Origin of the sequence: Bacillus sp. EKM208B (genome assembly GCF_011800725.1) — a bacterium.
Taxonomy (GTDB): domain Bacteria; phylum Bacillota; class Bacilli; order Bacillales; family Bacillaceae; genus Bacillus; species Bacillus velezensis.
Genome location: NZ_JAANHO010000002.1, coordinates 276400 through 300478 on the forward strand (window position 1 = coordinate 276400; position 24079 = coordinate 300478).

Annotated in this window: 30 protein-coding genes and 1 other annotated feature; of the genes, 2 read left to right on the forward strand and 28 right to left on the reverse strand. The window is 47.7% G+C overall.

What is annotated here, in order from left to right:
* Positions 1 to 5: 5 nt before the first annotated feature.
* The 10 genes from G9F75_RS04165 to nadB form a co-directional block, all read right to left on the reverse strand.
* On the reverse strand, positions 6 to 206 hold the full coding sequence (locus G9F75_RS04165; RefSeq protein WP_003152687.1) for a DUF2905 domain-containing protein: 201 nt from the start codon (positions 204 to 206) through the stop codon (positions 6 to 8).
* Positions 199 to 1203, reverse strand: a complete 1005-nt coding sequence (gene ruvB / locus G9F75_RS04170; protein WP_003152685.1) for a Holliday junction branch migration DNA helicase RuvB — start codon at positions 1201 to 1203, stop codon at positions 199 to 201. Before ruvB ends, G9F75_RS04165 begins: the two co-directional genes overlap by 8 nt.
* Positions 1204 to 1213: 10 nt before the next feature.
* On the reverse strand, positions 1214 to 1819 hold the full coding sequence (gene ruvA / locus G9F75_RS04175; protein WP_167408934.1) for a Holliday junction branch migration protein RuvA: 606 nt from the start codon (positions 1817 to 1819) through the stop codon (positions 1214 to 1216).
* Between the two features lie 134 nt (positions 1820 to 1953).
* A complete protein-coding gene (locus tag G9F75_RS04180) occupies positions 1954 to 2463 on the reverse strand; it encodes an intercompartmental signaling factor BofC (protein ID WP_012118093.1) in 510 nt (169 codons plus the stop codon).
* A 132-nt stretch (positions 2464 to 2595) separates the two neighbouring features.
* Complete coding sequence (locus tag G9F75_RS20260; RefSeq protein WP_370531142.1) at positions 2596 to 2715, reverse strand: hypothetical protein; 120 nt, start codon at positions 2713 to 2715, stop codon at positions 2596 to 2598.
* A 132-nt stretch (positions 2716 to 2847) separates the two neighbouring features.
* On the reverse strand, positions 2848 to 3441 hold the full coding sequence (locus G9F75_RS04185) for a YhcN/YlaJ family sporulation lipoprotein (RefSeq protein WP_007612851.1): 594 nt from the start codon (positions 3439 to 3441) through the stop codon (positions 2848 to 2850).
* A 147-nt stretch (positions 3442 to 3588) separates the two neighbouring features.
* Positions 3589 to 4779: a SafA/ExsA family spore coat assembly protein gene (gene safA, locus G9F75_RS04190; protein ID WP_061862436.1), complete on the reverse strand. Its 1191-nt coding sequence runs from the start codon at positions 4777 to 4779 to the stop codon at positions 3589 to 3591.
* 126 nt (positions 4780 to 4905) lie between these two features.
* Positions 4906 to 6009: a quinolinate synthase NadA gene (nadA, locus tag G9F75_RS04195; RefSeq protein ID WP_014418538.1), complete on the reverse strand. Its 1104-nt coding sequence runs from the start codon at positions 6007 to 6009 to the stop codon at positions 4906 to 4908.
* Between the two features lies 1 nt (position 6010).
* Positions 6011 to 6859 (reverse strand): carboxylating nicotinate-nucleotide diphosphorylase, encoded by an 849-nt coding sequence (gene nadC, locus G9F75_RS04200; protein WP_167408935.1) that lies wholly within the window; start codon positions 6857 to 6859, stop codon positions 6011 to 6013.
* Complete coding sequence (nadB, locus tag G9F75_RS04205) at positions 6841 to 8406, reverse strand: L-aspartate oxidase (protein WP_095061085.1); 1566 nt, start codon at positions 8404 to 8406, stop codon at positions 6841 to 6843. Before nadB ends, nadC begins: the two co-directional genes overlap by 19 nt.
* Positions 8407 to 8512: 106 nt before the next feature.
* Here nadB and G9F75_RS04210 point away from each other — a divergent pair, with 106 nt between their 5' ends.
* Positions 8513 to 9664: an IscS subfamily cysteine desulfurase gene (locus tag G9F75_RS04210; RefSeq protein WP_022552881.1), complete on the forward strand. Its 1152-nt coding sequence runs from the start codon at positions 8513 to 8515 to the stop codon at positions 9662 to 9664.
* A complete protein-coding gene (locus G9F75_RS04215) occupies positions 9661 to 10203 on the forward strand; it encodes a transcription repressor NadR (protein WP_014418541.1) in 543 nt (180 codons plus the stop codon). The genes G9F75_RS04210 and G9F75_RS04215 overlap by 4 nt, the downstream gene beginning before the upstream one ends.
* Before the next feature lie 25 nt (positions 10204 to 10228).
* On the opposite strand, the gene pheA is transcribed toward G9F75_RS04215, so the two are convergent.
* The 18 genes from pheA to G9F75_RS04305 form a co-directional block, all read right to left on the reverse strand.
* Positions 10229 to 11086 carry a prephenate dehydratase gene (pheA, locus tag G9F75_RS04220; protein ID WP_003152668.1) on the reverse strand — a complete coding sequence of 286 codons (858 nt, stop codon included), beginning with the start codon at positions 11084 to 11086 and terminating at the stop codon, positions 10229 to 10231.
* 13 nt (positions 11087 to 11099) lie between these two features.
* On the reverse strand, positions 11100 to 11543 hold the full coding sequence (thrR, locus tag G9F75_RS04225; RefSeq protein WP_007408173.1) for a transcriptional regulator ThrR: 444 nt from the start codon (positions 11541 to 11543) through the stop codon (positions 11100 to 11102).
* Between the two features lie 53 nt (positions 11544 to 11596).
* Positions 11597 to 12883 carry a GTPase ObgE gene (gene obgE / locus G9F75_RS04230; protein WP_007408172.1) on the reverse strand — a complete coding sequence of 429 codons (1287 nt, stop codon included), beginning with the start codon at positions 12881 to 12883 and terminating at the stop codon, positions 11597 to 11599.
* 31 nt (positions 12884 to 12914) lie between these two features.
* The gene (locus tag G9F75_RS04235) at positions 12915 to 13493 is read right to left on the reverse strand and encodes a sporulation initiation phosphotransferase B (RefSeq protein ID WP_014418543.1); all 579 of its coding nucleotides are present in this window, start codon (positions 13491 to 13493) and stop codon (positions 12915 to 12917) included.
* A gap of 317 nt (positions 13494 to 13810) precedes the next feature.
* Positions 13811 to 14095: a 50S ribosomal protein L27 gene (gene rpmA, locus G9F75_RS04240; RefSeq protein WP_003152662.1), complete on the reverse strand. Its 285-nt coding sequence runs from the start codon at positions 14093 to 14095 to the stop codon at positions 13811 to 13813.
* A gap of 12 nt (positions 14096 to 14107) precedes the next feature.
* On the reverse strand, positions 14108 to 14449 hold the full coding sequence (locus tag G9F75_RS04245) for a ribosomal-processing cysteine protease Prp (RefSeq protein WP_012118103.1): 342 nt from the start codon (positions 14447 to 14449) through the stop codon (positions 14108 to 14110).
* Between the two features lie 2 nt (positions 14450 to 14451).
* The gene (rplU, locus tag G9F75_RS04250) at positions 14452 to 14760 is read right to left on the reverse strand and encodes a 50S ribosomal protein L21 (protein ID WP_003152660.1); all 309 of its coding nucleotides are present in this window, start codon (positions 14758 to 14760) and stop codon (positions 14452 to 14454) included.
* A gap of 13 nt (positions 14761 to 14773) precedes the next feature.
* Positions 14774 to 14847, reverse strand: a sequence feature (ribosomal protein L21 leader region).
* 58 nt (positions 14848 to 14905) lie between these two features.
* Positions 14906 to 15772 (reverse strand): M50 family metallopeptidase, encoded by an 867-nt coding sequence (locus tag G9F75_RS04255; RefSeq protein ID WP_014418544.1) that lies wholly within the window; start codon positions 15770 to 15772, stop codon positions 14906 to 14908.
* On the reverse strand, positions 15765 to 16568 hold the full coding sequence (locus G9F75_RS04260) for a M23 family metallopeptidase (RefSeq protein ID WP_014418545.1): 804 nt from the start codon (positions 16566 to 16568) through the stop codon (positions 15765 to 15767). The genes G9F75_RS04255 and G9F75_RS04260 overlap by 8 nt, the downstream gene beginning before the upstream one ends.
* Positions 16569 to 16695: 127 nt before the next feature.
* Entirely contained in the window at positions 16696 to 17499 is an 804-nt protein-coding gene (gene minD / locus G9F75_RS04265) for a septum site-determining protein MinD (protein ID WP_003152655.1), read from the reverse strand.
* 2 nt (positions 17500 to 17501) lie between these two features.
* Positions 17502 to 18182: a septum site-determining protein MinC gene (gene minC / locus G9F75_RS04270; RefSeq protein ID WP_003152653.1), complete on the reverse strand. Its 681-nt coding sequence runs from the start codon at positions 18180 to 18182 to the stop codon at positions 17502 to 17504.
* Positions 18183 to 18235: 53 nt separating this feature from the next.
* The gene (gene mreD, locus G9F75_RS04275) at positions 18236 to 18754 is read right to left on the reverse strand and encodes a rod shape-determining protein MreD (RefSeq protein WP_003152650.1); all 519 of its coding nucleotides are present in this window, start codon (positions 18752 to 18754) and stop codon (positions 18236 to 18238) included.
* A complete protein-coding gene (gene mreC, locus G9F75_RS04280; RefSeq protein ID WP_007408166.1) occupies positions 18751 to 19614 on the reverse strand; it encodes a rod shape-determining protein MreC in 864 nt (287 codons plus the stop codon). The genes mreD and mreC overlap by 4 nt, the downstream gene beginning before the upstream one ends.
* 30 nt (positions 19615 to 19644) lie before the next feature.
* On the reverse strand, positions 19645 to 20658 hold the full coding sequence (gene mreB / locus G9F75_RS04285; protein ID WP_003152647.1) for a cell shape-determining protein MreB: 1014 nt from the start codon (positions 20656 to 20658) through the stop codon (positions 19645 to 19647).
* A gap of 91 nt (positions 20659 to 20749) precedes the next feature.
* Positions 20750 to 21445, reverse strand: coding sequence for a RadC family protein (gene radC / locus G9F75_RS04290; RefSeq protein ID WP_007408165.1), 696 nt, complete (start codon positions 21443 to 21445; stop codon positions 20750 to 20752).
* 31 nt (positions 21446 to 21476) lie between these two features.
* Positions 21477 to 22046 (reverse strand): Maf family protein, encoded by a 570-nt coding sequence (locus G9F75_RS04295; RefSeq protein ID WP_012118105.1) that lies wholly within the window; start codon positions 22044 to 22046, stop codon positions 21477 to 21479.
* 140 nt (positions 22047 to 22186) lie between these two features.
* Complete coding sequence (locus tag G9F75_RS04300) at positions 22187 to 23188, reverse strand: SPOR domain-containing protein (protein WP_022552880.1); 1002 nt, start codon at positions 23186 to 23188, stop codon at positions 22187 to 22189.
* Positions 23189 to 23314: 126 nt separating this feature from the next.
* The gene (locus tag G9F75_RS04305; protein WP_167408936.1) at positions 23315 to 24067 is read right to left on the reverse strand and encodes a prepilin peptidase; all 753 of its coding nucleotides are present in this window, start codon (positions 24065 to 24067) and stop codon (positions 23315 to 23317) included.
* Positions 24068 to 24079 lie beyond the last annotated feature (12 nt).

A 24079-nucleotide genomic window follows, 5' to 3' on the forward strand; every position in this document is an offset into this window, starting at 1 on the left:
TATTGTTATTTCATTCTGCCGAAAAAATTAAGCAGAATGGATAGTATCACACTGATCACAATACAAGTGACAACGGGAAAGAAAAATGTAACATTTCCCTTCTTAACGAAAATATCTCCGGGCAGCCTTCCGACAAAGTGCCAGACTGCGCCGGCAATAAGCAAAACGGCACCGAGAACCATGAGAACCTTCGGAAAGTCAGTCACGGGCGGGCGCCTCCAATCGAAAATGTTCATACACAGCCGGAGTCACGACCCGTCCCCTCGGCGTCCTCTGGAGAAATCCGATCTGCAGCAGATACGGTTCGTACACATCCTCTATTGTATGCGGTTCTTCGCCGATTGTCGCGGAAATCGTATCAAGGCCGACGGGGCCGCCGCTGAATTTTTCGATCATGCCCATCAGCAGCTTATGGTCGATATGGTCAAGGCCGAGCGCATCGACTTGAAGACGTTCGAGCGCGTCGTGAGCGATTTCTTCCGTGATGCGGCTGTCGCCGAGCACCTGGGCAAAATCTCTCACCCTTCTGAGAAGCCGGTTTGCAACCCGCGGCGTTCCCCTTGACCGTCTGGCGATTTCCAGAGCCGGAGCTTCTTCGATATCCACTTCAAAAACGTCAGCCGTTCTTGACACGATATCTGTCAGCTCTTCCTGCGTATAGTATTCAAGGCGCGACAGCACCCCGAACCGGTCTCTGAGCGGTGCGGTCAATAATCCGACCCTTGTCGTCGCTCCTACAAGCGTAAAAGGGGGAAGATCGAGACGGACGGAGCGGGCGGACGGGCCTTTTCCAATGACGATATCAAGGCAGAAATCCTCCATCGCCGGGTACAGCACTTCCTCAATTGAGCGGTTCAGCCTGTGAATTTCGTCTATAAACAGCACATCCCCTGGTTCGAGCGCCGTCAAAATGGCTGCCAAATCTCCCGGTCTTTCGATGGCGGGACCTGACGTCGTCCGCATCTCCACACCCATCTCATTGGCCACGATAGACGCAAGCGTTGTTTTCCCGAGACCCGGAGGCCCGTATAAAAGAACGTGGTCCAGTGTTTCCTGCCTCATTTTTGCCGCATCGATAAACACGCGCAGATTTTCTTTCACCTTCTTTTGGCCGATATACTGGGCGAGATTCTGCGGCCTGAGGCTTTGCTCGATTATTGATTCATGGCTGTCTGCTTCACTTGAAACGAGCCGTTCATCCATGAACATCACCTTACTTTAATAATTTTTGCAATGCTTTTTTCACATATTGATCTGTTGAAAGCGCCGTTTCCTCTTTTAAGTGAGGAAGCACTTTTTTAATTTCTTTTTCGGCGTAGCCGAGAACCCGGAGCGCTTCAAGCGCCTCGTCAAGCGCCGTTTCAGCCTCTTGTTTTTCAATGGGCGCTTCATGATTGAACAGGTTGTCAATCATTTCAGGCACGACGTCGGCCAGTTTGCCTTTCAAATCAAGAATAATCTGCCGCGCCGTTTTTTTGCCCACACCCGGAAATTTCACCAAAAAGGCTTCATCTTCCTGTTCGATCGCTTCGATGACGGCTCCGGGATCACCGGAACCGAGGATGGCGAGCGCCCCTTTAGGCCCGATGCCGGTGACGTTCAGCAGCTTTGTGAAAAGCGCTTTTTCTTCCCGGGTTGAAAAACCGTACAAAGAAAAGGCGTCTTCTTTTATATGATGATACGTAAAAATGGTCTCTTGATTGCTTACCTTATAAATAAACGGATTCGGAGTGAAGACCTGATAGCCGATTCCGCCGTTTTCAATCACGATGTATTGGGGAGATACGTAATCAATCGTCCCCTTCACGAATTCAATCACACCTATTCACCTCTTTGACTGCTTATCATTGTAACACAAAAACAGCCAAAGTCTTATAGAAAAGTTAACGTATGTTCGCTTTGACACCTTCCATTCAGAAAAAAAAGACATGTGTCACATGTCTTGCGTCAAAGTCATCCGCTGTAAGTCTTAATATGATCGATCACGCTCTCAAACTCCGCTTTTGTTCTGTACGGTATGCCGTGTTCCAAGTGCTTTTGCAATCGGCTTTCCAGCCTTTCTATATCAATCTGGAAGAAAGACTGAATCGGCTCGGCCAGCGATCCGGGACGGCCGTGAAAAGTGGAGATGACGCCTCCGTCCGTGACGCCGATATAACCGTTAACCTTACTGAGCGGAGAAATATCATCAACATGCTTACGGAAAAGGACGAAGCCTTTTTTCTGCTCAACGAGCGTCCAGCCGGCATATGCGGCCCAAAAATCCTCCATCGCTAAAACGGTTTCATCCGTATGTTCAATGCCGACATCACCGTCAAGATAGACCTTTTCCAGCTGGACATGCACCCGAAGCGGCCCGTAATGCTCGACCTCCGCCCCGTATGCGCCTTTTCCTCCGCAAATCAGGACTGCAGCTGATAAGATAAGCATAAACAATAGACGAGCACCGCAAATTCGTTTCACCAATAACACCTCTTTATTCAATCAAACTCTTGATGCTAGTTTGACCAAAGATGCCGGTGCTTAATCGTTTTCTTTCATTTGTCTGTTTCAGCCGAAAAAAAGCAGCTCTCTAAATGAGGGCTGCCCCGATGATTATGCCCGGCCGGCTGAAATCAGTTTCATTTGTCCGGGCGTCAGTTTGAGCCGGTATCCCCTTACGGTCAGATACACAGTTTTTGTTCCGCGGCTTTTGTCATGCTCCGTTTTTTTCATCCCGGCCCCTCCGTTACGTTTTATTACTTTTATGTTAACACCGCAATATAAAGAGCGTTTTAAGAATATGTAAAGAAATGATGAAGCTTTATCCATAAAAATACTGCCGGATGAAATCATCCGGCAGTCCGTTTAACGGCTGTTTCTGTTCATGTCTTGCAGCTTTGTAAAAGTAGCATTGTCGGTAAACACTTGAATTGTACGGCCGTCCGCGAATTTTTTGGCCGCATGTTTGACATGTTTATCATCATTTTTCGTAAAAGGATGATTTGTTCTGACGGCAATGACGACTCTCGTGTCAGTCACGATGACCTGACTATCCTGTACGCCTTTTACTTTTTTCACGCGGTTTGCAACTTTTGCCGCCAACCTGATGTTTTCGGCGTTGTCATACCCATTATAAGACATTGCTGCCGGCGGCGTATTGACATTTCGGCCGTTATATGTGCCGTCCGTCGTTAACGGAACCCCGTCATTAGGGGCGTACTGGTCGGACACGTTTGTCGTATTATGACGGCCGTTTCGGTTTTCCATCATTTCAGAAACGGGTCCTTGATGGTCCATTCCGTACTGGCCTCTGCCATTACCATTATCATTCGAATAATATCCGACCGGACGTGTTGACTGATTGTTGCGTCCGTCATTCATGGCATTATTTGCTCCGCATGCCGTTAAGCTTGCCGTCACGGCTAAAACGCCCGCGATCGTCATCAATTTTTTACCCAATGGAAAAACCCCCCGTGGATTCATCGCTGTTTGAGCGTTTTCCGCTCATGTTTAGGATGTGCGGCGGGCGGCGGGTTTAAGCTTGTCAGTTATGTCCATTCCTCAGTTGGACATAAAAAAAGGAACGACATACATCGTCCCGAAACATTAATCTTCTTCTTCCTCCGGCCGTCCGAATACTTGATTTGGACTCGGCTGATTCGGCGCGACATTGGGATTTGCTCCGCCGTAAGGCATAAAATGTCCTGCGTTTGCACCCATATTCGGATATGGCTGCACAGGCATATTTGCGTGATGGTGATGTGAACCGTGGTGGTGATGATGGTGATGATGTGAATCATGGCAGCCGCAATCATCATCCTTATATTTTCCATCATGATGAGGCACGTTTGCGTAATGTGACGAATATCCGCCGTAATACGGCATTTGACCGTAAGGAGCACCATCGAAACCAGATGCAGAACCATCATAATGCTCTGCATTTTCATGGGCCTGATTTTCATATTCACCGTAACCCGCATGCGGCCCAAATCCCGGATGATGGAATCCGTACGGTAACGGCATCGGCATGACCGGAAAGCCTCCGAAACCTCCTCCAAAACCGCCGAAACCTCCGCCTACCGGGAAGCACGGATGGCATAATCCAGAACCCGGCAGCATCGGTGTCACCGGAACCGGACAAGGACAAGGCATGCACGGCATCGGGTAATGCATAAAAGGCGGTTCAACGGCCGGCATATTCGGAAACGGGACATTCGGAATGTTTGGCATGTTCGGCAGATGATAAGCGGCGTTTTCTTCTTCCATCTTTCCGGCTTCAGGCGCCTTTGGCATATTCGGGTAATTCGCGTTTTCCATGTTGATCATTTCCTCCTGTTGTGGAATGTTATTGTCATGCTCTTTTTCTTTCGGCTCGACAAAATGTGTCACCGGTTCCTCCGGCTTAGGAGGCGACCACGGCTGAAACAGCTGATTGGACGGGTAATATTGGTTCATATCAGCTTCCGGCAGCACATTTTCATGCTTTTCAGGGATTGGCGGCACATACGGAATCGACGGCTTTGGTTCTTCCGGTATGGTGTCTTCAATGTCCACAACTGATTTCGGTTTTTCTTTGGCATATGGATGCTCATGCTTATGCGCAGACGTTCCGAAGCCGGCCTTAGGTTCTTTTCTGACCGGAACGGCTTCTGAAGGCACCTTTATCTTCATTCCAGGCATAATTAAGTCTGGATTGCTAAGCTGATGATTCAGTTTTTTTAGCTCTTCAAGATCAACTCCGTATTTTTCAGCTATTTTCCAGAGCGAATCGCCTTTTTGAACGATATGAATTTTCAACGTTTTCCCCTCCTATGCACAAAACGTGAACGGTACATTTGTCATTACAATACGTTTCTTCACACTATATGCCGATGGACTGGGCATGATGATAAAAAATTTGGGAAGGAGGGGAAATTTTTATAACTACGTATGACTCAGCATTCTGTTCAAAGCACGAAGCGCTTCTGTCCGAACCGCTTCCGGAACTTTAATGACACCCTTCAGCTCGCCTTTTTCAAGCTGCTCAAGCGACCACAATAAATGCGGCAGATCGATTCTGTTCATTGTCAGACACGGACACATATCGGGATTCAATGATTCAATCTGTTTATCCGGATGCGATTGAATGAGGCGCTGAACAAGATTCATTTCCGTTCCGATCGCCCACTTGCTTCCCGGTTCAGCCTGTTCAATCGTATCAATAATGTATTTGGTAGACCCGCTGTCGTCACTGAGCGAGACCACTTCCCTCGAACATTCCGGATGAACGATAATGCGGATGCCGGAATCCCGCTGCCGCAGCTGAGAAATATTTTCCGCTGTGAACTTTTCGTGTACGGAGCAATGCCCTTTCCAAAGGATGACTTTAATGTTTTCCGGATGGTCAGTAAGCAATCGGTTCTGCCCCGGGTCCCATACAGCCATTTCTGTCAGCGGAATGCCGAGATCATAGGCTGTATTTCTGCCTAAATGCTGATCCGGCAAAAATAAAATTCTCTCTTTTTGTTTAAAAGCCCATTTCAGCACACTCCGGGCATTCGAAGAGGTGACGGTCGCTCCTCCGTGCCGTCCGACGAATGCTTTAATTTCCGCCGTCGAGTTAACATATGTTAACGGAATGATGGTGTTACCGTACAGTTCTTGAAGCTCTTGCCATGCTTTGTCCGTCTGCTGAATATCTGCCATATCAGCCATCGAGCATCCGGCGCGCATATCGGGCAAAATGACGGTTTGGTTATCATCAGTCAGCATATCAGCGGTTTCCGCCATAAAATGCACGCCGCAAAACACAATATATTCCGCCTCTTTATTTTTTTCTGCCACTTGAGCAAGCTGCAGGGAGTCACCTGCCGTATCGGCGAATTGTATTACTTCGTCTTTTTGATAGTGATGCCCCGGAATGAACAGGCGCTTTCCGAAATCCCGTTTAATGGCAGCGACCCGCTTCTCCATTTCTCCGGTGCTCATGTCTTTATAATGGCTCGGCATCATTTCGGCTGATGCAGTTAACACGTCAAAAATAGACATCTTAAAAATCCCCCTGTTCCGCAGCCTCAACATCCATGCTGATGTCGGCGCTTTTTACTGAATGAGTCAGAAATCCGAGTGAAATATATTGGACGCCCGTTCCTTTATAAGCGGGCAATGTGTCGAGCGTTATGCCTCCGGATGCTTCCGTTTTGATATGGCCCGGTGTCATGCCTGCAAAACGCCGGACGGACTCAGGCGGACAGTTATCAAACATAATAACGTCTGCGCCCGCTTCAATTGCCTCGAGCAGCTGCTGTTCGGATTCGATTTCGACTTCAACCGCAAGCATCTGCCCCGCCGTTTTTCTTGCCCGCTCCACGGCCGCCTTTATCGATCCGCAGGCGGCAATATGATTATCTTTTATCATGATGCCGTCATATAAGCCGAAGCGATGATTAAAGCCGCCTCCGACCCGAACGGCGTATTTTTCCAGCATTCTGAGCCCGGGTGTCGTTTTTCTCGTATCACAAATCTTAATGGACGGATCATCAAGACGCCTTTTGGCCTCATCCGTCATTGTCGCAATGCCTGACATTCTTTGTAAGAGATTCAGAATGACCCGCTCCCCCGTAAGAAGAGCCGCCGCCTGGCCTTCCATTTCAGCGAGCACGTCTCCTTTTTTCATCCGTTCTCCGTCTTTTTTCAGGGAGCGGATGCGGATATCATCGTGTAAAAGCTTCCATCCTTCACGGATAACGGCTTCTCCGGCAAACACGCCATCTGTTTTTGCGATGATTCGCGCTTTACATTGCTGATCAGCAAAAATCGCTTGTGACGTCGCATCACCCGTTCCGATATCTTCCTGAAAAAAATGAGTCAGCATTTGTTTCAGCTGCAGAATGTCCATAGTTCCCCAATCCTTTCGTTTTTTCTGATAACTGTTCCAGATGTTGAATGAATGATTTGTTTTCCGTGCCACTCTTTCTCCGTCCCGGGAAAATCAGCGCGAAAATGAGCTCCCCTGCTTTCTTCCCGAATAAGGGCTGAGGTCACAACAAGTTGTGCAGTCTTCCATAGGCAGGATAGCTCGGCTTGTTCTATTGTGATATCCTTCACATTTATATGACGCACAGATACGTTGTTAAGCCAGGATGCCAGCGCCTGCATGTTTTCTTTTTCCCTGACGATGCCCGCTCCGGTTGTCATTTTGGCTTGGAGCACATGAAGCGTTGTGTCCGGCACTTCTAAGATGACGTCAAATTTCTTCGGGGTTTTTTTATATCTTCCGTTTAACGGTGTTTGAATGATATGTTCAGCACATCGTTGCCCGCTTGCCAGCGCTTCCAGCAGTGAGTTGCTCGCAAGGCGGTTCGCCCCGTGCAAGCCTGTGCAGGCGGTTTCGCCTATAGCGTACAAATCAGGCACGGACGTTTTCCCCCATGTATCGGCTTTTACTCCGCCCATTAAAAAATGCATTCCGGGTGCTACGGGAATTCCGCTTTCGAGATCAACACCGGCTGTTTGACAAATTTCTGTTATGGTCGGAAAACGTTTCTTAAAATCGGCTATTCGGCTGCAATTTATAAAAACAGGATTTTCTTTCATCATTTCTTCATAAATCGCCCGTGAAACCACATCCCGGGGCGCCAAATCTTCTAGTGCGTGTCTGCCAGCCATGATCCTGCGCCCGAAGCGATCCGCTAAATATCCTCCTTCTCCTCTCACTGCTTCAGAAATCAGGCCGTACACAGTCCCGTTTTTCACAAGGAGGGTCGGGTGGAACTGGGTGAACTCCATATCCGTGATCTCAGCTCCCGCGCGAAAGGCAAGAGCGATGCCGTCTCCCGTTATGGCGGAATCATTTGTGTGATATTGGTACAGACTGCCGCAGCCGCCTGATGCAAGCACTACACAATCCGCTCTTCTGTAAGAAACGGCGCCTGAAGCATCCTTTACGGCAACGCCTGCGCATCGTCCGTGTTCAATCAGCAGATCAACAACCGACTCGTGTTCAATGATCCGTATGCCGTCCCTCAGCTGCCGAACCAGAAACTCAACCAACATCCGTCCGGTCGCATCTCCCCCGGCGTGCAGAATCCTCCTTTTGGAATGAGCCCCTTCCCTGCCGAGACAAAACGTTCCGTCCGACTTCGTATCAAAAGGGAAATGGCCTTCTATCAGCCTGTTTATCATGGTCTGTCCGCTTTTCAGCAAATGCCGCACGGCTGTCACGTCATTGTGTCCGCATCCCGCATACAGTGTATCGTTCACATGGGATTCTAAAGAGTCATCTTTTGCGTATGAAACAGCAATCCCGCCTTGAGCATAATGCGAATTGCTGTTCGTTACGTTTCTCTTTGTGATGACGGTCACTTGATATGACGGAGGAAATGAGGAAGCACAGGCAAGGGCCGCCGTCCCCGAACCAATGACGATAATTGTTTTTTCAGACATACATCACCCTCCTGTTATATTTACACCTGTCTTGACACCTATATTTACACAGCGATAAAATAAACTCAAGCTTTTTTTTAACATAAACGGATAGGAGACGGGCTGTATGATTTATCTTGATTACGCGGCGGGAGCGCCTTTAAGCAAAGAAGCCGCAAAAGTCTTTCAGCATCTCAGCACAGAGGTATACGGCAATGCAAGCAGCCTTCATGACGCCGGAGGAAGAGCGGCGGACGTGCTGGAATATTGCAGACATTCTGCAGGAAAATTGATCGGCGGAGCCGCAGACGGCATTTACTTTACAAGCGGCGGAACGGAAGCGAACATCCTGGCCGTCCAATCACTGCTGCACGGTCTGCCCGTTCACAAAAAACATTTTATTACGACCGCAATGGAACACCATTCGATCCATAATGCCGCGGCGTTTTTAGCTGATCGGGGAATTGATGTCACCATCATATATCCCGACGAGAACGGACTTATAACCGAGGACATACTGGCGGCTCATATCCGTCCTGACACGGGGCTCGTTTCCATACAGCACGCCAATTCAGAAACCGGCCTCATCCAGCCAGTGGATCGCCTGGCCGCTTTTCTTCACCATCGAAACATTTTGCTGCATTGCGATTGTGTTCAAAGTTTCGGCAAACTGCCGATTGATGCGGATCAGGCAGGAATCGACGCCCTTTCCGTCTCCGGTCATAAAGTATACGGCCCGAAAGGCACCGGGGCTGTTTACATTCGGCCCGGTGTCAGCTGGAACCCGGTTTATCCGTATACCGTGCATGAAAACGGGTTCAGGCCCGGTACGGTGAATGTGCCGGCCATCGGCGCTTTTACCGCTGCTGCGGAGTATGCAGTGAAACATATGGAGGAACACCGTAAGCATGCTGACAGGCTGAGGAATTATTTGTATGACCAAATTCGGCGTCAAGGCCTCCCCATTTCATTTTCAGAGGAAGAAACCGGCGGTGAATGCCTGCCCCACATTGTCGGGTGTTTTTTTCACTCCTTTGAAGGACAATATATTATGTTAGAATGTAATCGTAACGATATTTGCATCTCAACCGGGAGCGCATGTTCCGCCGGCAGCCACGGCCCTTCTTCAGCTATGAAGGCGCTGAGAAAAACCGAACGGGAAGCGCGGCAGTTTTTCCGAATCTCATTCGGAAACGAAACAACATGTGAACAGCTCGATATGCTGATACATACATTTACGGCGCTGTGGGAGCAAAAGAAAGGAGAATCAGCAATTTGACAGAAGGAACGAAGCTTACTGGGGAGAAAAGACGCGACATGCTGCTTCATTGGCTGAAAGAAGCCGGCTCGCCATTAACAGGAGGCGAATTAGCCAAAAAAGCAAATGTCTCAAGACAGGTGATCGTGCAGGACATATCACTCTTGAAAGCAAAAAACGAGCCGATCATCGCGACGAGCCAAGGCTACTTATACATCAGCATGAATGCCGGCGGTGAAAAAAACGCCGAACGGATTGTCGCCTGTCTGCACGGCCCGGAGCGGACGGAAGAAGAGCTTGAACTCATTGTCGATGAAGGCGTCACCATAAAGGACGTCATTATTGAACACCCCGTATACGGCGATTTAACCGCCGCCATAAGAGTCAGCACACGGAAAGAAGTCAAACAATTCATGGATCACATTAACTCGACAAATGCCGCTTACCTTTCACAGCTGACCGGAGGCGTGCACCTCCATACGTTAAGCGCCCCGACAAAAGAGCGGATTGACCAAGCCTGCCAAGCGCTGGACGACGCGGGTATTTTAATAAAAGATTAAAAAAAAGCCCCCTGAAGGGCTTTTTTTATATCGAATAGGATTGATATGTTCCCAGAAGCTTGACCCGGCAGCCGAGGGCTTCCATCTCTTGAACGGCACCGGGAATGAGAACCTGATCCATCGCCTGTTCAATATCAATAATAAAGAAATAGTTGCCGAGACCCGTTTTTGTCGGGCGCGATTCGATCTTTGATAAATTCAGGTTTCTCCATGAAAAAGCGGACAGCACCCTGTGCAGCGCACCTGATTGGTCATCTTGGGGAAGCGTTACCATCATCGTCGTTTTCGGCCGTGAAGACAGTTTCGCATTCACTTCGAATGAGACGTCTTTTTCAGGCGAAAGAATGACAAATCTCGTGTGGTTGTCCTGATAATCCTGAATATCCCGCTTCACGATGCTCAATCCGTATGTAGCGGCGGCCATTTCATTTGCAATCACGCCGATCGGAAGGTCCGAATGCTCACTGACATACTTGGCAGCCGCACCTGTTGACTTCGCATACTCATAAGGAACGGACGAAAAATGCCGGTGAAGAAATTTGTGGCATTGCGCAATCGCATGGGAATGAGAATAAATTTTCTCAAGCTTTTTCCACTCATTTTCTCTCGAAGGGTGAACGAGCAGATGCTGGTGAATCGGCAGCGTCATTTCCCCCACGATCGCAAGAGGCTGCTCATGAATCAAATAGTCAATCGTTAAGTTAACCGAACCCTCCAGCGCGTTTTCCAAAGGAACAAATGCAAGATCAACTTCTCCCGCAACCGCCGCATCCATGCATGCCGGTATTGTTTGATAAGGTGCTTGTGTCACGCTGTTTTGAAAGCAGGAACTGACTGCTAGATGTGTAAATGTGGCTTCTGGCCCTAAATAACCGACTTTCATGTCTCTTCTCTCCTTACGCGCCTGACCCTAAGATCTCAACTTTTTCTATAAAATCAAATTTTCTCAGTTTATTCATTAACGTATGAATGTTTTCTTCCATTGCGGACGTACTGATTGAGAGCGTGACATTCGCCCTGCCCTGAAGCGGAATCGTCTGGTGAATGGAAAGCACGTTGCTTCCTGAGTCAGCCACCGCCTGCAAAAGCTGGGATAACGCGCCTGACCGATCCTCCAAATGAAAGAAAAGTGTGATTATTTGTTCTTTAACCATCGTGTAAAAAGGGAAAACCGCATCTCGGTATTTGTAAAAAGCGCTTCTGCTTAAATCAACTTTCTGCACGGCATCTGCAACCGATTCAGCCTTTTTTCTGTCGAGCAGCTTTTTGACTTCAAGGGTTTTCCGCATCGCATCAGGCAGAACGTCTTCACGCACTAAATAAAATGTCTCTTCTTTCACCTGCACCCCTCCCTTTTACATCAGAGAGCCTGCATTGCAAGCTCTCCGTTTTTTTAATCAATAAATTCAAATTCAAATTCCAGAAGCCGGATGATATCGCCGTCTTTAGCACCGCGTTCTCTGAGCGCTTCATCAACGCCCATACCGCGCATCTGTCTTGCAAAACGCTTGACGGATTCGTCACGGGAGAAGTCAGTCATTTTAAAGAGGCGTTCCAGGCTGTCACCTGAAAGCACAAACGCACCGTCCGGATCACGGGTAATGTTAAATGGAATTTCTTCATCTTCCATCGTGTACATCACGCGGTTTTCCGCCAGTTCTTCTTCATCATACAGCGGGAATTCAGGCGTTGTTTCCAGCTGGTTGGCGACTTCAAACAGAAGATCGCGGAGCCCTTCTCTCGTCACCGCGCTGATCGGGAAGACAGGGTGATCATCCTGAAGCTTTTCTTTAAACGCTTTAAGATTTTCAGCCGCCTCGGGCATGTCCATTTTATTCGCAACGATAATTTGCGGACGCTCCGTCAGCCGCAGATTATATTCACTGAGCTCCTGATTAATGGTCACATAATCCTCATACGGATCACGGCCTTCCATCGCTGACATGTCAATGACATGAACGATGACACGCGTCCGTTCGATATGGCGGAGAAATTGGTGGCCTAAGCCGACTCCTTCGTGCGCTCCTTCAATCAAACCGGGCAGATCCGCCATGACGAAGCTTCTTCCGTCATCCGTTTCCACCATGCCCAGATTCGGAACAAGCGTTGTAAAATGATAATCGGCAATTTTCGGCTTTGCCGATGAAACGACAGACAGAAGCGTAGATTTTCCGACGCTCGGGAAGCCGACGAGACCTACGTCTGCAAGCACTTTCAGTTCAAGCACGATATAGCGCTCTTTTCCGGGCTCTCCGTGCTCTGACAGCTGCGGTGCCGGGTTGGCCGGTGTCGCAAAGCGGGTATTTCCGCGTCCGCCGCGTCCGCCTTTTGCGATGACGGCGCGCTGCCCGTGCTCAGTCAGATCGGCAATGACCTGTTTTGTATCGTCATCCGTTACGACTGTGCCGGGCGGAACTTTAACAACCATATCGTCCGCATTTCTGCCGTGCTGGTTTTTAGACATGCCGTGCTCGCCGCGTATCGCTTTGAAATGCCGCTGGTACCGGAAGTCCATGAGCGTGCGCAGTCCTTCATCAACCTCAAAAACGACGTCGCCTCCATTACCTCCGTCACCGCCGGCAGGCCCGCCTTTCGGCACATATTTTTCACGGCGGAACGCAACCATTCCGTTACCGCCGTCGCCGCCTTTTACATATACTTTCACCTGATCTACAAACATAATATCCTCCGTTCTAAACCGTAAAAAACCGCTAGTTCATTCCAATTTCGGCCACACATTCATGGCCGGTCAGCTCAAATTGCATGACATCAAAGTCCTCATACCGGGATTTGCGAAATTCATCAAACACATCTGCATTTGCAATCGTTCCATGAAAATCGAGATATACAATAAGCTGTCTGTCAGGGTGATCCGTCTGCAGCGATACGGTCAGATGATTTTCACTTTCATTGTTTACCGCCAGACCGAACAGATGAAACAGTTTTCTCATCAGGTTCGACAGCTTTTGATCATATGCCGATAAATCTTTAATTTCTCCGAGCACTTCGTATTCGAGCCTCATATAACGGGACTTCCAATTAAATGTAAGAAAGTCAAACGCCAAGTGCGGGGTTTTCAGGTTTGAGAGCTTTGATTCGTGCTTTGCATCTATGACCATTTCGTCAATAATTTCAACGACCCTGTCATACTTCTGCAAACTTAAGTTTCCTTTTATCAGCTGCAGCTTATTCATCCAATCATGACGGAAATGGCCCATTAATTGGATCAGCTCATTGATCAGAGCCGCATCGCTTACAGGTTCTTCTTGTTTCTTCGATACATCCTTCATTTTCGCACTCCCAATCGTTTAATTTCTTTTTAGGAGTCTTGATAAGTGTGTACTATGAATTATAACAGAGAAGGCTTTGTTAAAAAAACACTTGTTTTTCCTGGTTCATCATGTTCCTTTTTCGGATCGCATACAATGCGGATGCCAGGCAGAAACATTTTTGGTATCACTGCTTGGGGAACATATCCAGTGGGTATGGGAAGCTGATGTCCTCATTCAAGGCGGGGTTCACTCACGCATCCTCTGCTTTTCATTCTTGATGTTACTCCGCTTACTGCAAAAAAAACTCCAGTCAACGACCGGAGTTTTTTGTGTCATTATTGAGCTACAGGATATACGCTCACTTTTTTGCGGTCACGGCCGAAACGTTCGAATTTAACAGTTCCGTCGATTTTAGCAAAAAGAGTGTCATCTCCTCCGCGGCCCACGTTTTCACCTGGGTAGATTTTCGTTCCGCGTTGACGGTAAAGGATAGATCCGCCTGTTACGAATTGACCGTCTGCACGTTTAGCGCCTAAACGTTTAGATTCAGAGTCACGTCCGTTCTTTGTAGAACCTACACCTTTTTTAGAAGCGAAAAACTGAAGATCTAATCTAAGCATGTAACTCACCTCCTATATTTGGTTTGCAGTCAACCGTAAGTGTTCACTGTAATCCCGCTCGATCGTTTCAAGAGAAACAATCATGCCTTCAATCAGCAGCTGCGCTTTTTGCAAAGCTTCCTGATCAGCGGCTTCAGGGAATTCAAAGTAGAAATAACCCCCGTCCTCGCCTATATCAAGAATCGGTTCGAGAGGAGCCAGCGCGATAACCGCATTGACCGCTCCGAAAACGACAGCCGTGACCCCGGCGCATACGAGATCTCGTCCATGTTCAGCAAAATCGGCATGTCCCGTCATTTCAAAGGACAAAATGCCCCCGTCATTCCGGGATCTTCGAATTGTTGCCTCAATCATGCTTACGCGTTGATTTTTTCGATTGTCAATTTAGTATAAGGCTGACGATGACCTTGTTTTTTATGAACATTTTTCTTTGGCTTGTAACGGAAAACAGTGATTTTTTTCGCACGGCCTTGTTTTTCAACTTTAGCTGTAACTGTCGCGCCTGCAACTGTTGGGTTGCCGACTTTCACGCTGTCTCCGCCAACAAACAATACGTCTTCAAACGTCACTGTTTCACCTGCTTCAGCAGCAAGTTTTTCGATGTAAACAGTTTGACCTTCTTCAACTTTGATTTGTTTTCCGCCTGTTTTAATGATTGCGTACATTCTCTGCACCTCCTATTAGACTAAGACTCGCCAGCAACAGGGGGCTTTAAAGCTCTTATCACCTGTCCCGAGCGGTTGTAGCATTGGTGCTACATCCATAACATTAAAAAATATATCAGAACCAAAAGGATATGTCAATCTATTTCTAGTAAGGCAGCAGCAGGTCTTCCATAGAGGAATCTGTCCGTTTATCGGCAAAATACGCATGAAGCACTTCATTTTCATCGAGCTGGCTGAGCTTTTCGCCAGCTTTTTCAACGATAATGGGGTGCTTGCATCCCCGTTTGAATTCGGCCATGACATGCTTCACTTTGGCATCGGCCGCGACCGTCAAAGGATGCAGCATGGTGACATCGCGGTTTTTGCCGTAGTATCTCTCCAAAAGAAACCTCAGCTGAATATAATGCCGCTTCCGGTATTCATCCCATAAAGAAGCGGCGAGAAAGACGAACAGCACCCATGCGCTGACCTGAAGGGGGACGGCCAGCACAATCCAGCAGCAGAGCAAAAGCGCGGAAACGGCCGATGTCTGCAGGCTGAGGAGATGCGCTTTTTGAAAAGCCATTTGTTTAGAAAAGTATAAAAACACAAACTTTCCGCCGTCAAGCGGCCAGATCGGCAAAAGATTGATGAAAAGAATGGAGAGATTATAAAAGGTAAACATCTCAAATGTCTGCTCACTTGCAAAACCTGACATGAAAAAGAGCCAGGCTGCCGCCTGAAGCCACACATGCTGAAGCGGGCCCGCCAGGATGACCGCAAATTCCTCTTTAAGCGGCCGGTTTCCGTGCTCCTCCACCTCAACCGTCCCGCCGAAAGGGAGCAGAAAGATTCGTTTAATGCGCCACGAAAAAAACACAGCCAGAGCAGCATGCCCCAGCTCATGAACGGATACGACCAGCAAAAGACACAGCAGCGCTTTGATGTGCCCCGTCATAAGACCAAGCCCCATGATAATCCAAAGAAAAGGATGGACATGAACTTTGAAAAGGAGGCTGAGCCATTTATTCATCAAAAGTGATCACCTGGATCGGATCTATGAATTTATCGCCATCCTGGATCGCGAAATAGTACTGGCCTTTACTTTTATCGTTGAGCTTGATCGAACCGATCTTTTTCCCTTTATCGACAAAGTCATACAATGAAACGTTAACATCTTTTAGCCGGCCGTAAATGCTGCTGGTATTGTCGGCATGCTGCACCTTCACCGTCAGTCCTGTTTTTTTATCTTTGCTCACTTCCATAATGTAGCCTTCTTTTACGCTGTCAATGGCTTCGCTGGCGGTTTCGACGACGACGCCCTCTCCGTTATTTTGAAAGTCCTGCTGGATTTTCCCCGCGGCAGGAACGGCCATATCCTGACTGACCGCCACCTGACCGTCCTTCTTTTTCGTTCCCGGCGTAAGAAAAGCGAGCGGGTTTCCGAAGGAAGATACGAACCAATTGCTTACGGCAGCAAACTGAAATTCTTTTTGAAAGGTTTGTGCGATCGCCGGTTTGATCTGACTCAGCGGCTGTTTGTCGGTTTTATAGGCAATAGCGGAGATCAGTACGAGACAGGCGGCCAGCAGGCATTTTAAAATAATAGAATGAGCGCTGATCAATGGATGCCGTCCGTTAAATTCGGGCGGGTGTTCCGTTTGATATTCGTAGTCCGGTAGAAGCTTGTGCTTTTCCTGCTCCTTGACCGTCTGCCACGCGGGAAAATTCTGTGTTTGGGCGTTTTGAACGAAAGTAAGTTTTGATTCAGGCCGCTGTTTTCTTCTTTTGGCCAGTCTTTTTCTAATTTCATCAGCTCTGTGACTCATCGCCATCATCCTTTGCAATCGTTGGGTTTGTACATCCTATGTCTTGTCCATTGCAAATATGCGCTCTTGAAAAACAAAAAAGACCTGATAAGCTGGGCTTCATCAGATCTTTGTATTCTGGTATATATTATGAACGCACGCCGAAAAATGACTTGATTTTCGCCATCATCCCTTTTTGCTGCTCTTCAAGCACCTGCAAAGGAACGGATTCTCCTAAAATGCGCCGGGCGATATTGCGGTACGCAATGCTGGCGCGGTTTTTGGAATTCATGGCAATCGGTTCGCCGATATTTGAAGCCCTGATCACTTCATCATCGTCAGCAACGATTCCGAGGAGATCAATAGACAGATGATGAACAACTTCATCCACATCCATCGTGTCACCGTTTTTCACCAGGTGATTTCTGATGCGGTTCACGATAAGGCGCGGCGGTTCAATATCTTCCTGCTCCAAAAGTCCGATAATGCGGTCAGCGTCCCGCACCGCTGATATTTCCGGCGTCGTCACAACAATCGCCTTATCAGCTCCGGAGACGGCATTTTTATAGCCTTGTTCAATTCCGGCCGGACAATCAATAATGACATAATCAAATTCCTGCTTAAGCTCCTGCACAAGCGATTTGATCTGCTCAGGGACAACAGCCGTCTTGTCGCTTGTCTGGGCAGCCGGCATTAAATGAAGCAGATCATCAAAACGTTTGTCTTTGACAAGCGCCTGATGCGTCTTGCATCTGCCTTCAATTACATCTACTAAGTCGTAAATAATTCTGTTTTCAAGACCCATTACGACATCAAGGTTGCGCAGTCCGATATCTGTGTCTACCAAACAGACGCGCTTCCCTAAAATGGCTAAGGCGGTACCGAGGTTTGCAGATGTTGTTGTTTTACCTACTCCGCCTTTTCCCGAAGTTATTACGATAGCCTCACCCAATTTCACATTCCTCCCTCAAGCCTTGTTAGATCAGGTCTTAAATGAGCCAATTGCTGAAGGCGTTCAATGACCATATTTCCGTCAGTATCTAAATAAGCACATTCCATGTCGTTCCCTTTTTGAATGTGGTCTGGGGAGCGATTTAACACGTGATTGATCCTCAATTGTGTCGGCATCATTTCGGATGCGGCGATCACAGCCCGGTTATTTCCGTTATAACCCGCGTGGGCAATCCCTTTTAATGAACCGAGAACAAATATATTTCCTCCGGCTCTGATCGTACCGCCGGGATTCACATCTCCGATTAAAAGCAAATCTCCCGTCACGTGAAGCACCTGGCCCGAACGGACGATTTTGGAAACAGAAACAATTTCCTGCTCCTCTTTCATCCGCTGCGCTTCTTCTTTGGCGATGACTTCACTGTCAATTGAATGCACGACTAAATCTTTCTTTGACGCGATCAGATCAGTCAGCTGCTCTGCCTGTTCCTGATACAGATACCGATGCCCGAGTTTAATATGAACACTGATTTTTTGGCCTTTGCCATCAGTATATTGTTCAATCGACAGCATGTTTTGAAGACCATCGAGAAGCTCATCAAAAGAACATGCATCATCCAGATGCAATGTTAAGCCGTTTTTTGTTCCTTTTATTGTTACATATTGCTGCTTTTTGGTCTTCATCAATGTTCACCTCAACAACATACTCTTTTCGTCAAAAAAAGATAAAATCCTTTTTACTCATCTCTTAATTCTTTCTTCAGACTTATATAAAACAGCCTGAAGGGCAGGACTAATATAACGGCCCCCGCAATATTCAGCAAAGCGGTCGGCAAGAACCGCTGAATGACAAAATCGTTAAACGTCATTGTGCCGCTGCGGATTAACGTCTGAATGCCGTAGACGTAAAATTCAAGCACACATACGCTCAGCACCGCGACCAGAATGACCATCAGGGCGTTTGTCTGCAGCACTTTAAACGCTTTGGCCGCCAGATAGCATAAACCGGCAAAACCAAACATATAAACGCCTAAAACACCCGTATAATTGATGTCATAAAGAAATCCGAAAATGAAACCGTAGATCACCGCATGCTTTTGGTTGATATAAGCGGACATAAAAATCAGCGCAAGCAAAAGAAAATGCGGAACGACCTGCTGCTCGACGGAAACGAAAGGAAAACGCACCAGATCGGTATAGATGCTTTCCGCACAAAAGACCAAAATCATAATCAAAGGGAGAAGGAAACGTTTCACGATCCTTCCTCCCCTGTTGCTACGCTTCGGTTCACGACGATGACATGGTCAAGATCGTACAGGTCGGCAGCCGGTTTCACGTAAGCGATTTTCGTCAGGCCGTAAGCATCTGATTCTACATCGGTCACTTCCCCGACCGTAAGCCCTTGAGGAAATACGCCGCCCGTTCCGGATGTCTCCACGAGGTCGCCTTTTTTCACTTCACGTTTTTCATCCGGCTCAAGGATAGTCATTTTCAGGGTCTGTTTCTTTTTATCGTACCCTTCAATTAAACCGTAGCCTTTGCTTCCCTTTTTGCCGGAGATTTTGGTGGCCACTCTGTTATTGCGGTCAACATCGCTCAGCAGCTGAACGGCGGATGTGAAACTGTTGAGTCCGCTGCTTTTGATCTTCCCGACCAGCGCACCCTTTTCGTTCGTGACAGCCATGTCTTTGGCCACTTTCTGCTTCGTTCCCTTATTGATCATGATCTGCTTGTACCATTGATCAGGGTTTCTGGCGATAACGGTCGCTAAAATCGGATCATAGTCGGAAATTGATTTGACATGCCCGAGTTCATCACGCAGCTTCTTGTTTTCATCTTTGAGTTCTTGGAGCTTCGCTTCATATTGTGTCTGTCCGTCCAGCTTTTGTCTTAAGCGTTCGTTTTCCTTGTACGTGTTTTTCAGGTCTTTTATGTCCCCGAAGAACCCTGCAAAATATTCGGCAGGCGTGTGAAAAATGTTTTGAAATACTCCCGTCGTATCACCGATCAGCTTTTCAGGCCAGGTGGTATTACGGCCGTTCTTCAGCGAGAATCCAATCATAGCCACCAATATGATAATACACAGAAGTAATAGCATTAACCGTTTGTTCGGCATCGTGATACACCTCTTCTATTTAACTCCTGATTATCTTGTTTTTCCTTTGAAAAGATGGATGTGCTCCAGTGCTTTTCCAGTGCCGATCGCAACACAATCCAGCGGATCTTCAGCGATAAGAACAGGCATTTTCGTTTCGTCGCTGATGACTTTGTCGAGATTGCGGAGCAGGGCGCCTCCCCCTGTTAATACAATACCTCTGTCCATAATGTCAGCGGCCAGCTCAGGCGGTGTTTTTTCAAGCGTGCTCTTCACCGCGTCAACGATTGAGAGAACTGTATCACGCAGTGCATTTGCAATTTCCGTTCCCGTGATTTCGATCGTTTTCGGCAGACCTGTCAGAAGATCGCGGCCGCGGATTTCCATTGACGCATTTTCTTCACCGGTTTCTGCTGAACCGATTTCCATTTTAATAGCTTCCGCCGTACGGTCACCGATCATCAGATTATATGTTTTTCTGATATAGCTGATGATTGAGTCGTCCATTTCGTCACCGGCTACGCGGATTGACTGAGACGTAACAATGCCGCCTAAAGAAATGATCGCCACTTCAGTTGTTCCGCCGCCGATATCAACGACCATGCTGCCCGTCGGCTCCCATACCGGAAGATTCGCGCCGATTGCTGCCGCAAACGGTTCTTCAATCGGATAAGCGTCACGTGCGCCCGCTTGTCTTGTCGCGTCGATGACCGCCCGTTCTTCAACGGCCGTAATACCTGACGGCACACACACCATAACGTAAGGCTTTCTCGCAAACAATCCTTTATTTTTCACAGCCTGATTAATGTAGTATTTCATCATTGTCGCAGTTGTTTCATAGTCAGCGATAACGCCGTCTTTCATCGGACGGAGCGCAACCACGTTGCCCGGAGTTCTTCCGATCATGTTTTTCGCATCGTTACCGACCGCAACGATGGACTTCGTATCCGTTTGCAGAGCAACGACAGACGGCTCTCTCACTACGATTCCTTTACCTTTAACAAACACAAGCGTATTCGCGGTTCCCAAATCTATACCAAGGTCTCTTGTACCAATTCCGAACATATGTATGTATCTTCCTTTCTTAAAGCAAAAATACCCTAAAGGGAAAAACTCATAAAATCTATTATATCTTAAATCAACGAAAAAAAAAGTGTTACAAATATCCTTTTTCCTTTAAACTCACAAATTTTTTGTCACCAATGACCAAATGATCCAGCAGCTCGATGCCGATTAAATTTCCGCACTCAAAAAGCCGCCTGGTTACCTCTATATCTTCCCTGCTCGGTGTAGGATCTCCTGAAGGATGATTGTGAACACAAATGAAGGACGCGGCGGATCGTTTGAAAGCTTCTTTAAACACCTCCCGCGGGTGGACAATAGATGAATTCAGACTTCCGATAAAAACGGTGCGTTTATGAATGACTTGATTTTTGGTATTTAAATATAAACAGACAAAATGCTCCTGGGATAAAAAGCGCATATCCTCCATCACATACTTCGCCCCGTCTTCCGGAGAGCGGATGACGCAATGCTCCCCGGCGGATGTCTTATGAATGCGGCTCCCCAGCTCAATTGCGGCAAGAATCTGAACGGCTTTCACCGTGCCGATTCCCGGAATGCTGGAAAGCTCCTGGGCAGAGGCGCCTTTTAACAGTCGCAGCCCGTCAAACGTCCGCAGCAGCCGGTGAGCGAGGTTCATGACGGACTCATGTTTCGTTCCCGTCCGCAGCAGGATGGCGAGCAATTCATTGTTAGAGAGATGTTCGGCTCCGAAGTGCAGAAGCCGCTCTCTCGGTTTTTCTTTTTCGGGGAAATCTCTTAATTTTAACGGCAGATCACGGATGATCAACCCCTCCTTGTTCCCCTTCCCGGTTTGAACATCAAGCTTTTATATTAAATTCTTTCAAGGCTCTCATTGTTTTAGCGACAGGAAGCCCGACGACAGAATAAAAATCACCGTCTATTTTTTTCACTAAAAGCGCGCCTTTTCCTTGGATGCCGTATGCACCTGCTTTATCCATCGGTTCTTTTGTTTCAATGTAGAGCTGTATGTCGTCTTCACTGAGCGGCCAAAACGTCACTTCCGTCGTGTCACAGAACGTTTCTTTCCGGTCATGCGTCTGAATGCTGACCGCCGTAATGACTTGATGGCTTCGGCCGGAAAGCCTCCGCAGCATGTGTGCCGCTTCTTCTCTGTCATGCGGTTTGCCGAGGCATTCGCCGTCTATGCACACCATCGTGTCAGCCCCGATAACGACTGCATCGGGATTTTCGGCCAATACAGCACCGGCTTTTTGCTCGGCCAAACATTGGACGTTTTCTTCCGGCGAAAGGTTTCGATTTAATTTTTCTTCTGTGCGGCTTGCAATAATGCTGTAAGGAATCTGAAGAAGATTAAGGAGTTCTTTTCTTCGCGGAGATTGTGATGCGAGTATTAAGCGTTTTGTCATGATTGTCATCCTTTCAGGGTTTGCTTAAGAAAAAAAGATACTTGTCTATCCTACCAAATCAAACGGGCAACCACAATTTCAGAAAAATAACTTTTTGATGACAAAATAAAAAATCCCGCCGGATGACGGGAAATGAGATACTATTTTACAACACTTAAAAGCTCTTTTTGGGCTTTCCAGCCGGATTCCGAACCCGACGTTTCCAGTTCTTTCAGCGCTTGAAGCACGGCCTCTTTCTGCTTTTTGTCAGCGGCGTCTGCACCGTCTGCCGCTTTTGCCGCTTCAGCCACTTCCGTTTTTGAAAGATCTTTGCCGGTAATCGCTTTGGCGGAGAGCTCAGATGCTTGTTTAAAAGAGTCTTCCAGTCCTGAATCGACCGCAAAGCTGAGCTCTTTACCGCCCCAAGCCTCAAAATCATGGTCTATCAGTGTCTGACCCAATTGCTGTGATAAGCTTTTTTCCGCTGCAAGCCCGGCGATCACGTATGTGTATCCGTCTTCTTTAGCCAATGAGACGGCCGAGTATCCTTTTTCAGTCAGCTGGTCAACAAGCGTTTGCGCTCCTTTTTCTGATGAAAATTTTCCGGCCTGCACCGCATATGTTTTATAGTTTCCCTCTGAAGTTTCCGCATCTCCTGTGCCGGCTGTTTCAGATTTGTCTTTAGAAACATCTCCCGCTTTCGCCGTCTGCCCTTGTGAACCTTTGTCAGCTGATGCAGGAGCGGAGGCTTCTTTACTTCCCGACATATTTAAGGCGACAAGGCCGAGCCCGGTGCCTAAAACAGCCGCAACGGCAATTGTCGTGACCGCTTTTTTAACTGGAGAAGACGGCTGCTTTTTTTTCGGAAAATGAGGGCCTGTTTTTTTCTTCTGGTATGGCGGAACGACTTTCGGGTCATCTTCAAATACCTCAGAATTCTTCTCATGATCCCAATTGAAATCTTCTTCTTTCGGATCTTCATGGGATGCGGCGGTCTCCTGCTCCGCCTTTTTTGTTTCCTCCCAATTTGAAAATGTGACGGTTTTCTCCCCGCCTTCTTTCACATCTTCTTGTCCATACATCGTTTCTTCTTGTCCGTTAATGGTTACTTTAAGGGCATTGTTTTTTGCTTTGCTGTGCTTTTTGCTCTTCCTTTTTTTCAACGTCTCTTCCCCCTTGCATTCGTCTTGGCCGTACCTTGAACTGATCATGGTTCACACTTTAGCATAGGCAAAAAAAAAAAGAACAAGACTTTTGTCGTCTTGTCCAAAAAACGTTCGCCAAATTTTTTAAGCTCCGCCTGAAGCGAGCTTGATGTAAAACGAAAACAGCTCTTCTCCGTATAAATAACTCAAAGCGCTCCCGGCTGAGATGGCCGGCGCAAACGGAAATGGCTGCTTTTTACCAAGCCTGCCCCGGGCTGCGGCGCACATACCGTATACGGTTCCGATCATAACGGAAAGAAAGAATGCAATGAGCACGAGCTTCACGCCGAGCGGCAGGCCGATCACCCCAAACAGTTTCACATCACCTGCGCCGATGCCTCCTTTACTGACAAACATGATAAAAACAAGCAGAAAAAATCCGCAAACGGCTCCGGCAAACCCTGCATACCATGTATCCAGCGGAGAAAACATACGGCCGGCGATGAAAAGCGGAAGAAAAAACAGCAGAACCTTGTCAGGAATCAGCATATATTGCAGATCCGTCATAGTAACAATCATGAGCAGAGACAGAAATAACAGCGCGACTAACAGTTCTTTTGAGAAACCGAAATGAATGCCTGCAGCCGTGAATAAACACGCCGTCGAGCATTCCGCCGCCGGATACATAACCGACAGCTTCGCACGGCAGTTTCTGCATCTGCCTCTTTGCAGAATATAGGAAACGACGGGCACAAGCTCCCCCCAGGAGAGCGGCAAGCGGCAAAACGAACAGGCTGAACGCGGCGAAATAACCGAGATTCGAAGCGGGATACGGCACGCTGCTGTATAAAAAAAAGAACCGAAAATCAAGCCGAGAAAAAACAGAAACAAAAGCACTCAGACCACACC

Bases quoted from the DNA above. Each gene is read 5' to 3' on its own strand.
- ruvB (WP_003152685.1), bottom strand. From the start codon at position 1,203: ATGGATGAACGGCTCGTTTCAAGTGAAGCAGACAGCCATGAATCAATA.
- G9F75_RS20260 (WP_370531142.1), bottom strand. From the start codon at position 2,715: ATGAAAAAAACGGAGCATGACAAAAGCCGCGGAACAAAAACTGTGTAT.
- nadA (WP_014418538.1), bottom strand. From the start codon at position 6,009: ATGTCTATTTTTGACGTGTTAACTGCATCAGCCGAAATGATGCCGAGC.
- nadC (WP_167408935.1), bottom strand. From the start codon at position 6,859: ATGGACATTCTGCAGCTGAAACAAATGCTGACTCATTTTTTTCAGGAA.
- nadB (WP_095061085.1), bottom strand. From the start codon at position 8,406: ATGTCTGAAAAAACAATTATCGTCATTGGTTCGGGGACGGCGGCCCTT.
- G9F75_RS04210 (WP_022552881.1), top strand. From the start codon at position 8,513: ATGATTTATCTTGATTACGCGGCGGGAGCGCCTTTAAGCAAAGAAGCC.
- pheA (WP_003152668.1), bottom strand. From the start codon at position 11,086: ATGAAAGTCGGTTATTTAGGGCCAGAAGCCACATTTACACATCTAGCA.
- obgE (WP_007408172.1), bottom strand. From the start codon at position 12,883: ATGTTTGTAGATCAGGTGAAAGTATATGTAAAAGGCGGCGACGGCGGT.
- G9F75_RS04235 (WP_014418543.1), bottom strand. From the start codon at position 13,493: ATGAAGGATGTATCGAAGAAACAAGAAGAACCTGTAAGCGATGCGGCT.
- rpmA (WP_003152662.1), bottom strand. From the start codon at position 14,095: ATGCTTAGATTAGATCTTCAGTTTTTCGCTTCTAAAAAAGGTGTAGGT.
- G9F75_RS04245 (WP_012118103.1), bottom strand. From the start codon at position 14,449: ATGATTGAGGCAACAATTCGAAGATCCCGGAATGACGGGGGCATTTTG.
- rplU (WP_003152660.1), bottom strand. From the start codon at position 14,760: ATGTACGCAATCATTAAAACAGGCGGAAAACAAATCAAAGTTGAAGAA.
- G9F75_RS04255 (WP_014418544.1), bottom strand. From the start codon at position 15,772: ATGAATAAATGGCTCAGCCTCCTTTTCAAAGTTCATGTCCATCCTTTT.
- G9F75_RS04260 (WP_014418545.1), bottom strand. From the start codon at position 16,568: ATGAGTCACAGAGCTGATGAAATTAGAAAAAGACTGGCCAAAAGAAGA.
- minC (WP_003152653.1), bottom strand. From the start codon at position 18,182: ATGAAGACCAAAAAGCAGCAATATGTAACAATAAAAGGAACAAAAAAC.
- mreC (WP_007408166.1), bottom strand. From the start codon at position 19,614: ATGCCGAACAAACGGTTAATGCTATTACTTCTGTGTATTATCATATTG.
- mreB (WP_003152647.1), bottom strand. From the start codon at position 20,658: ATGTTCGGAATTGGTACAAGAGACCTTGGTATAGATTTGGGAACCGCG.
- G9F75_RS04295 (WP_012118105.1), bottom strand. From the start codon at position 22,046: ATGACAAAACGCTTAATACTCGCATCACAATCTCCGCGAAGAAAAGAA.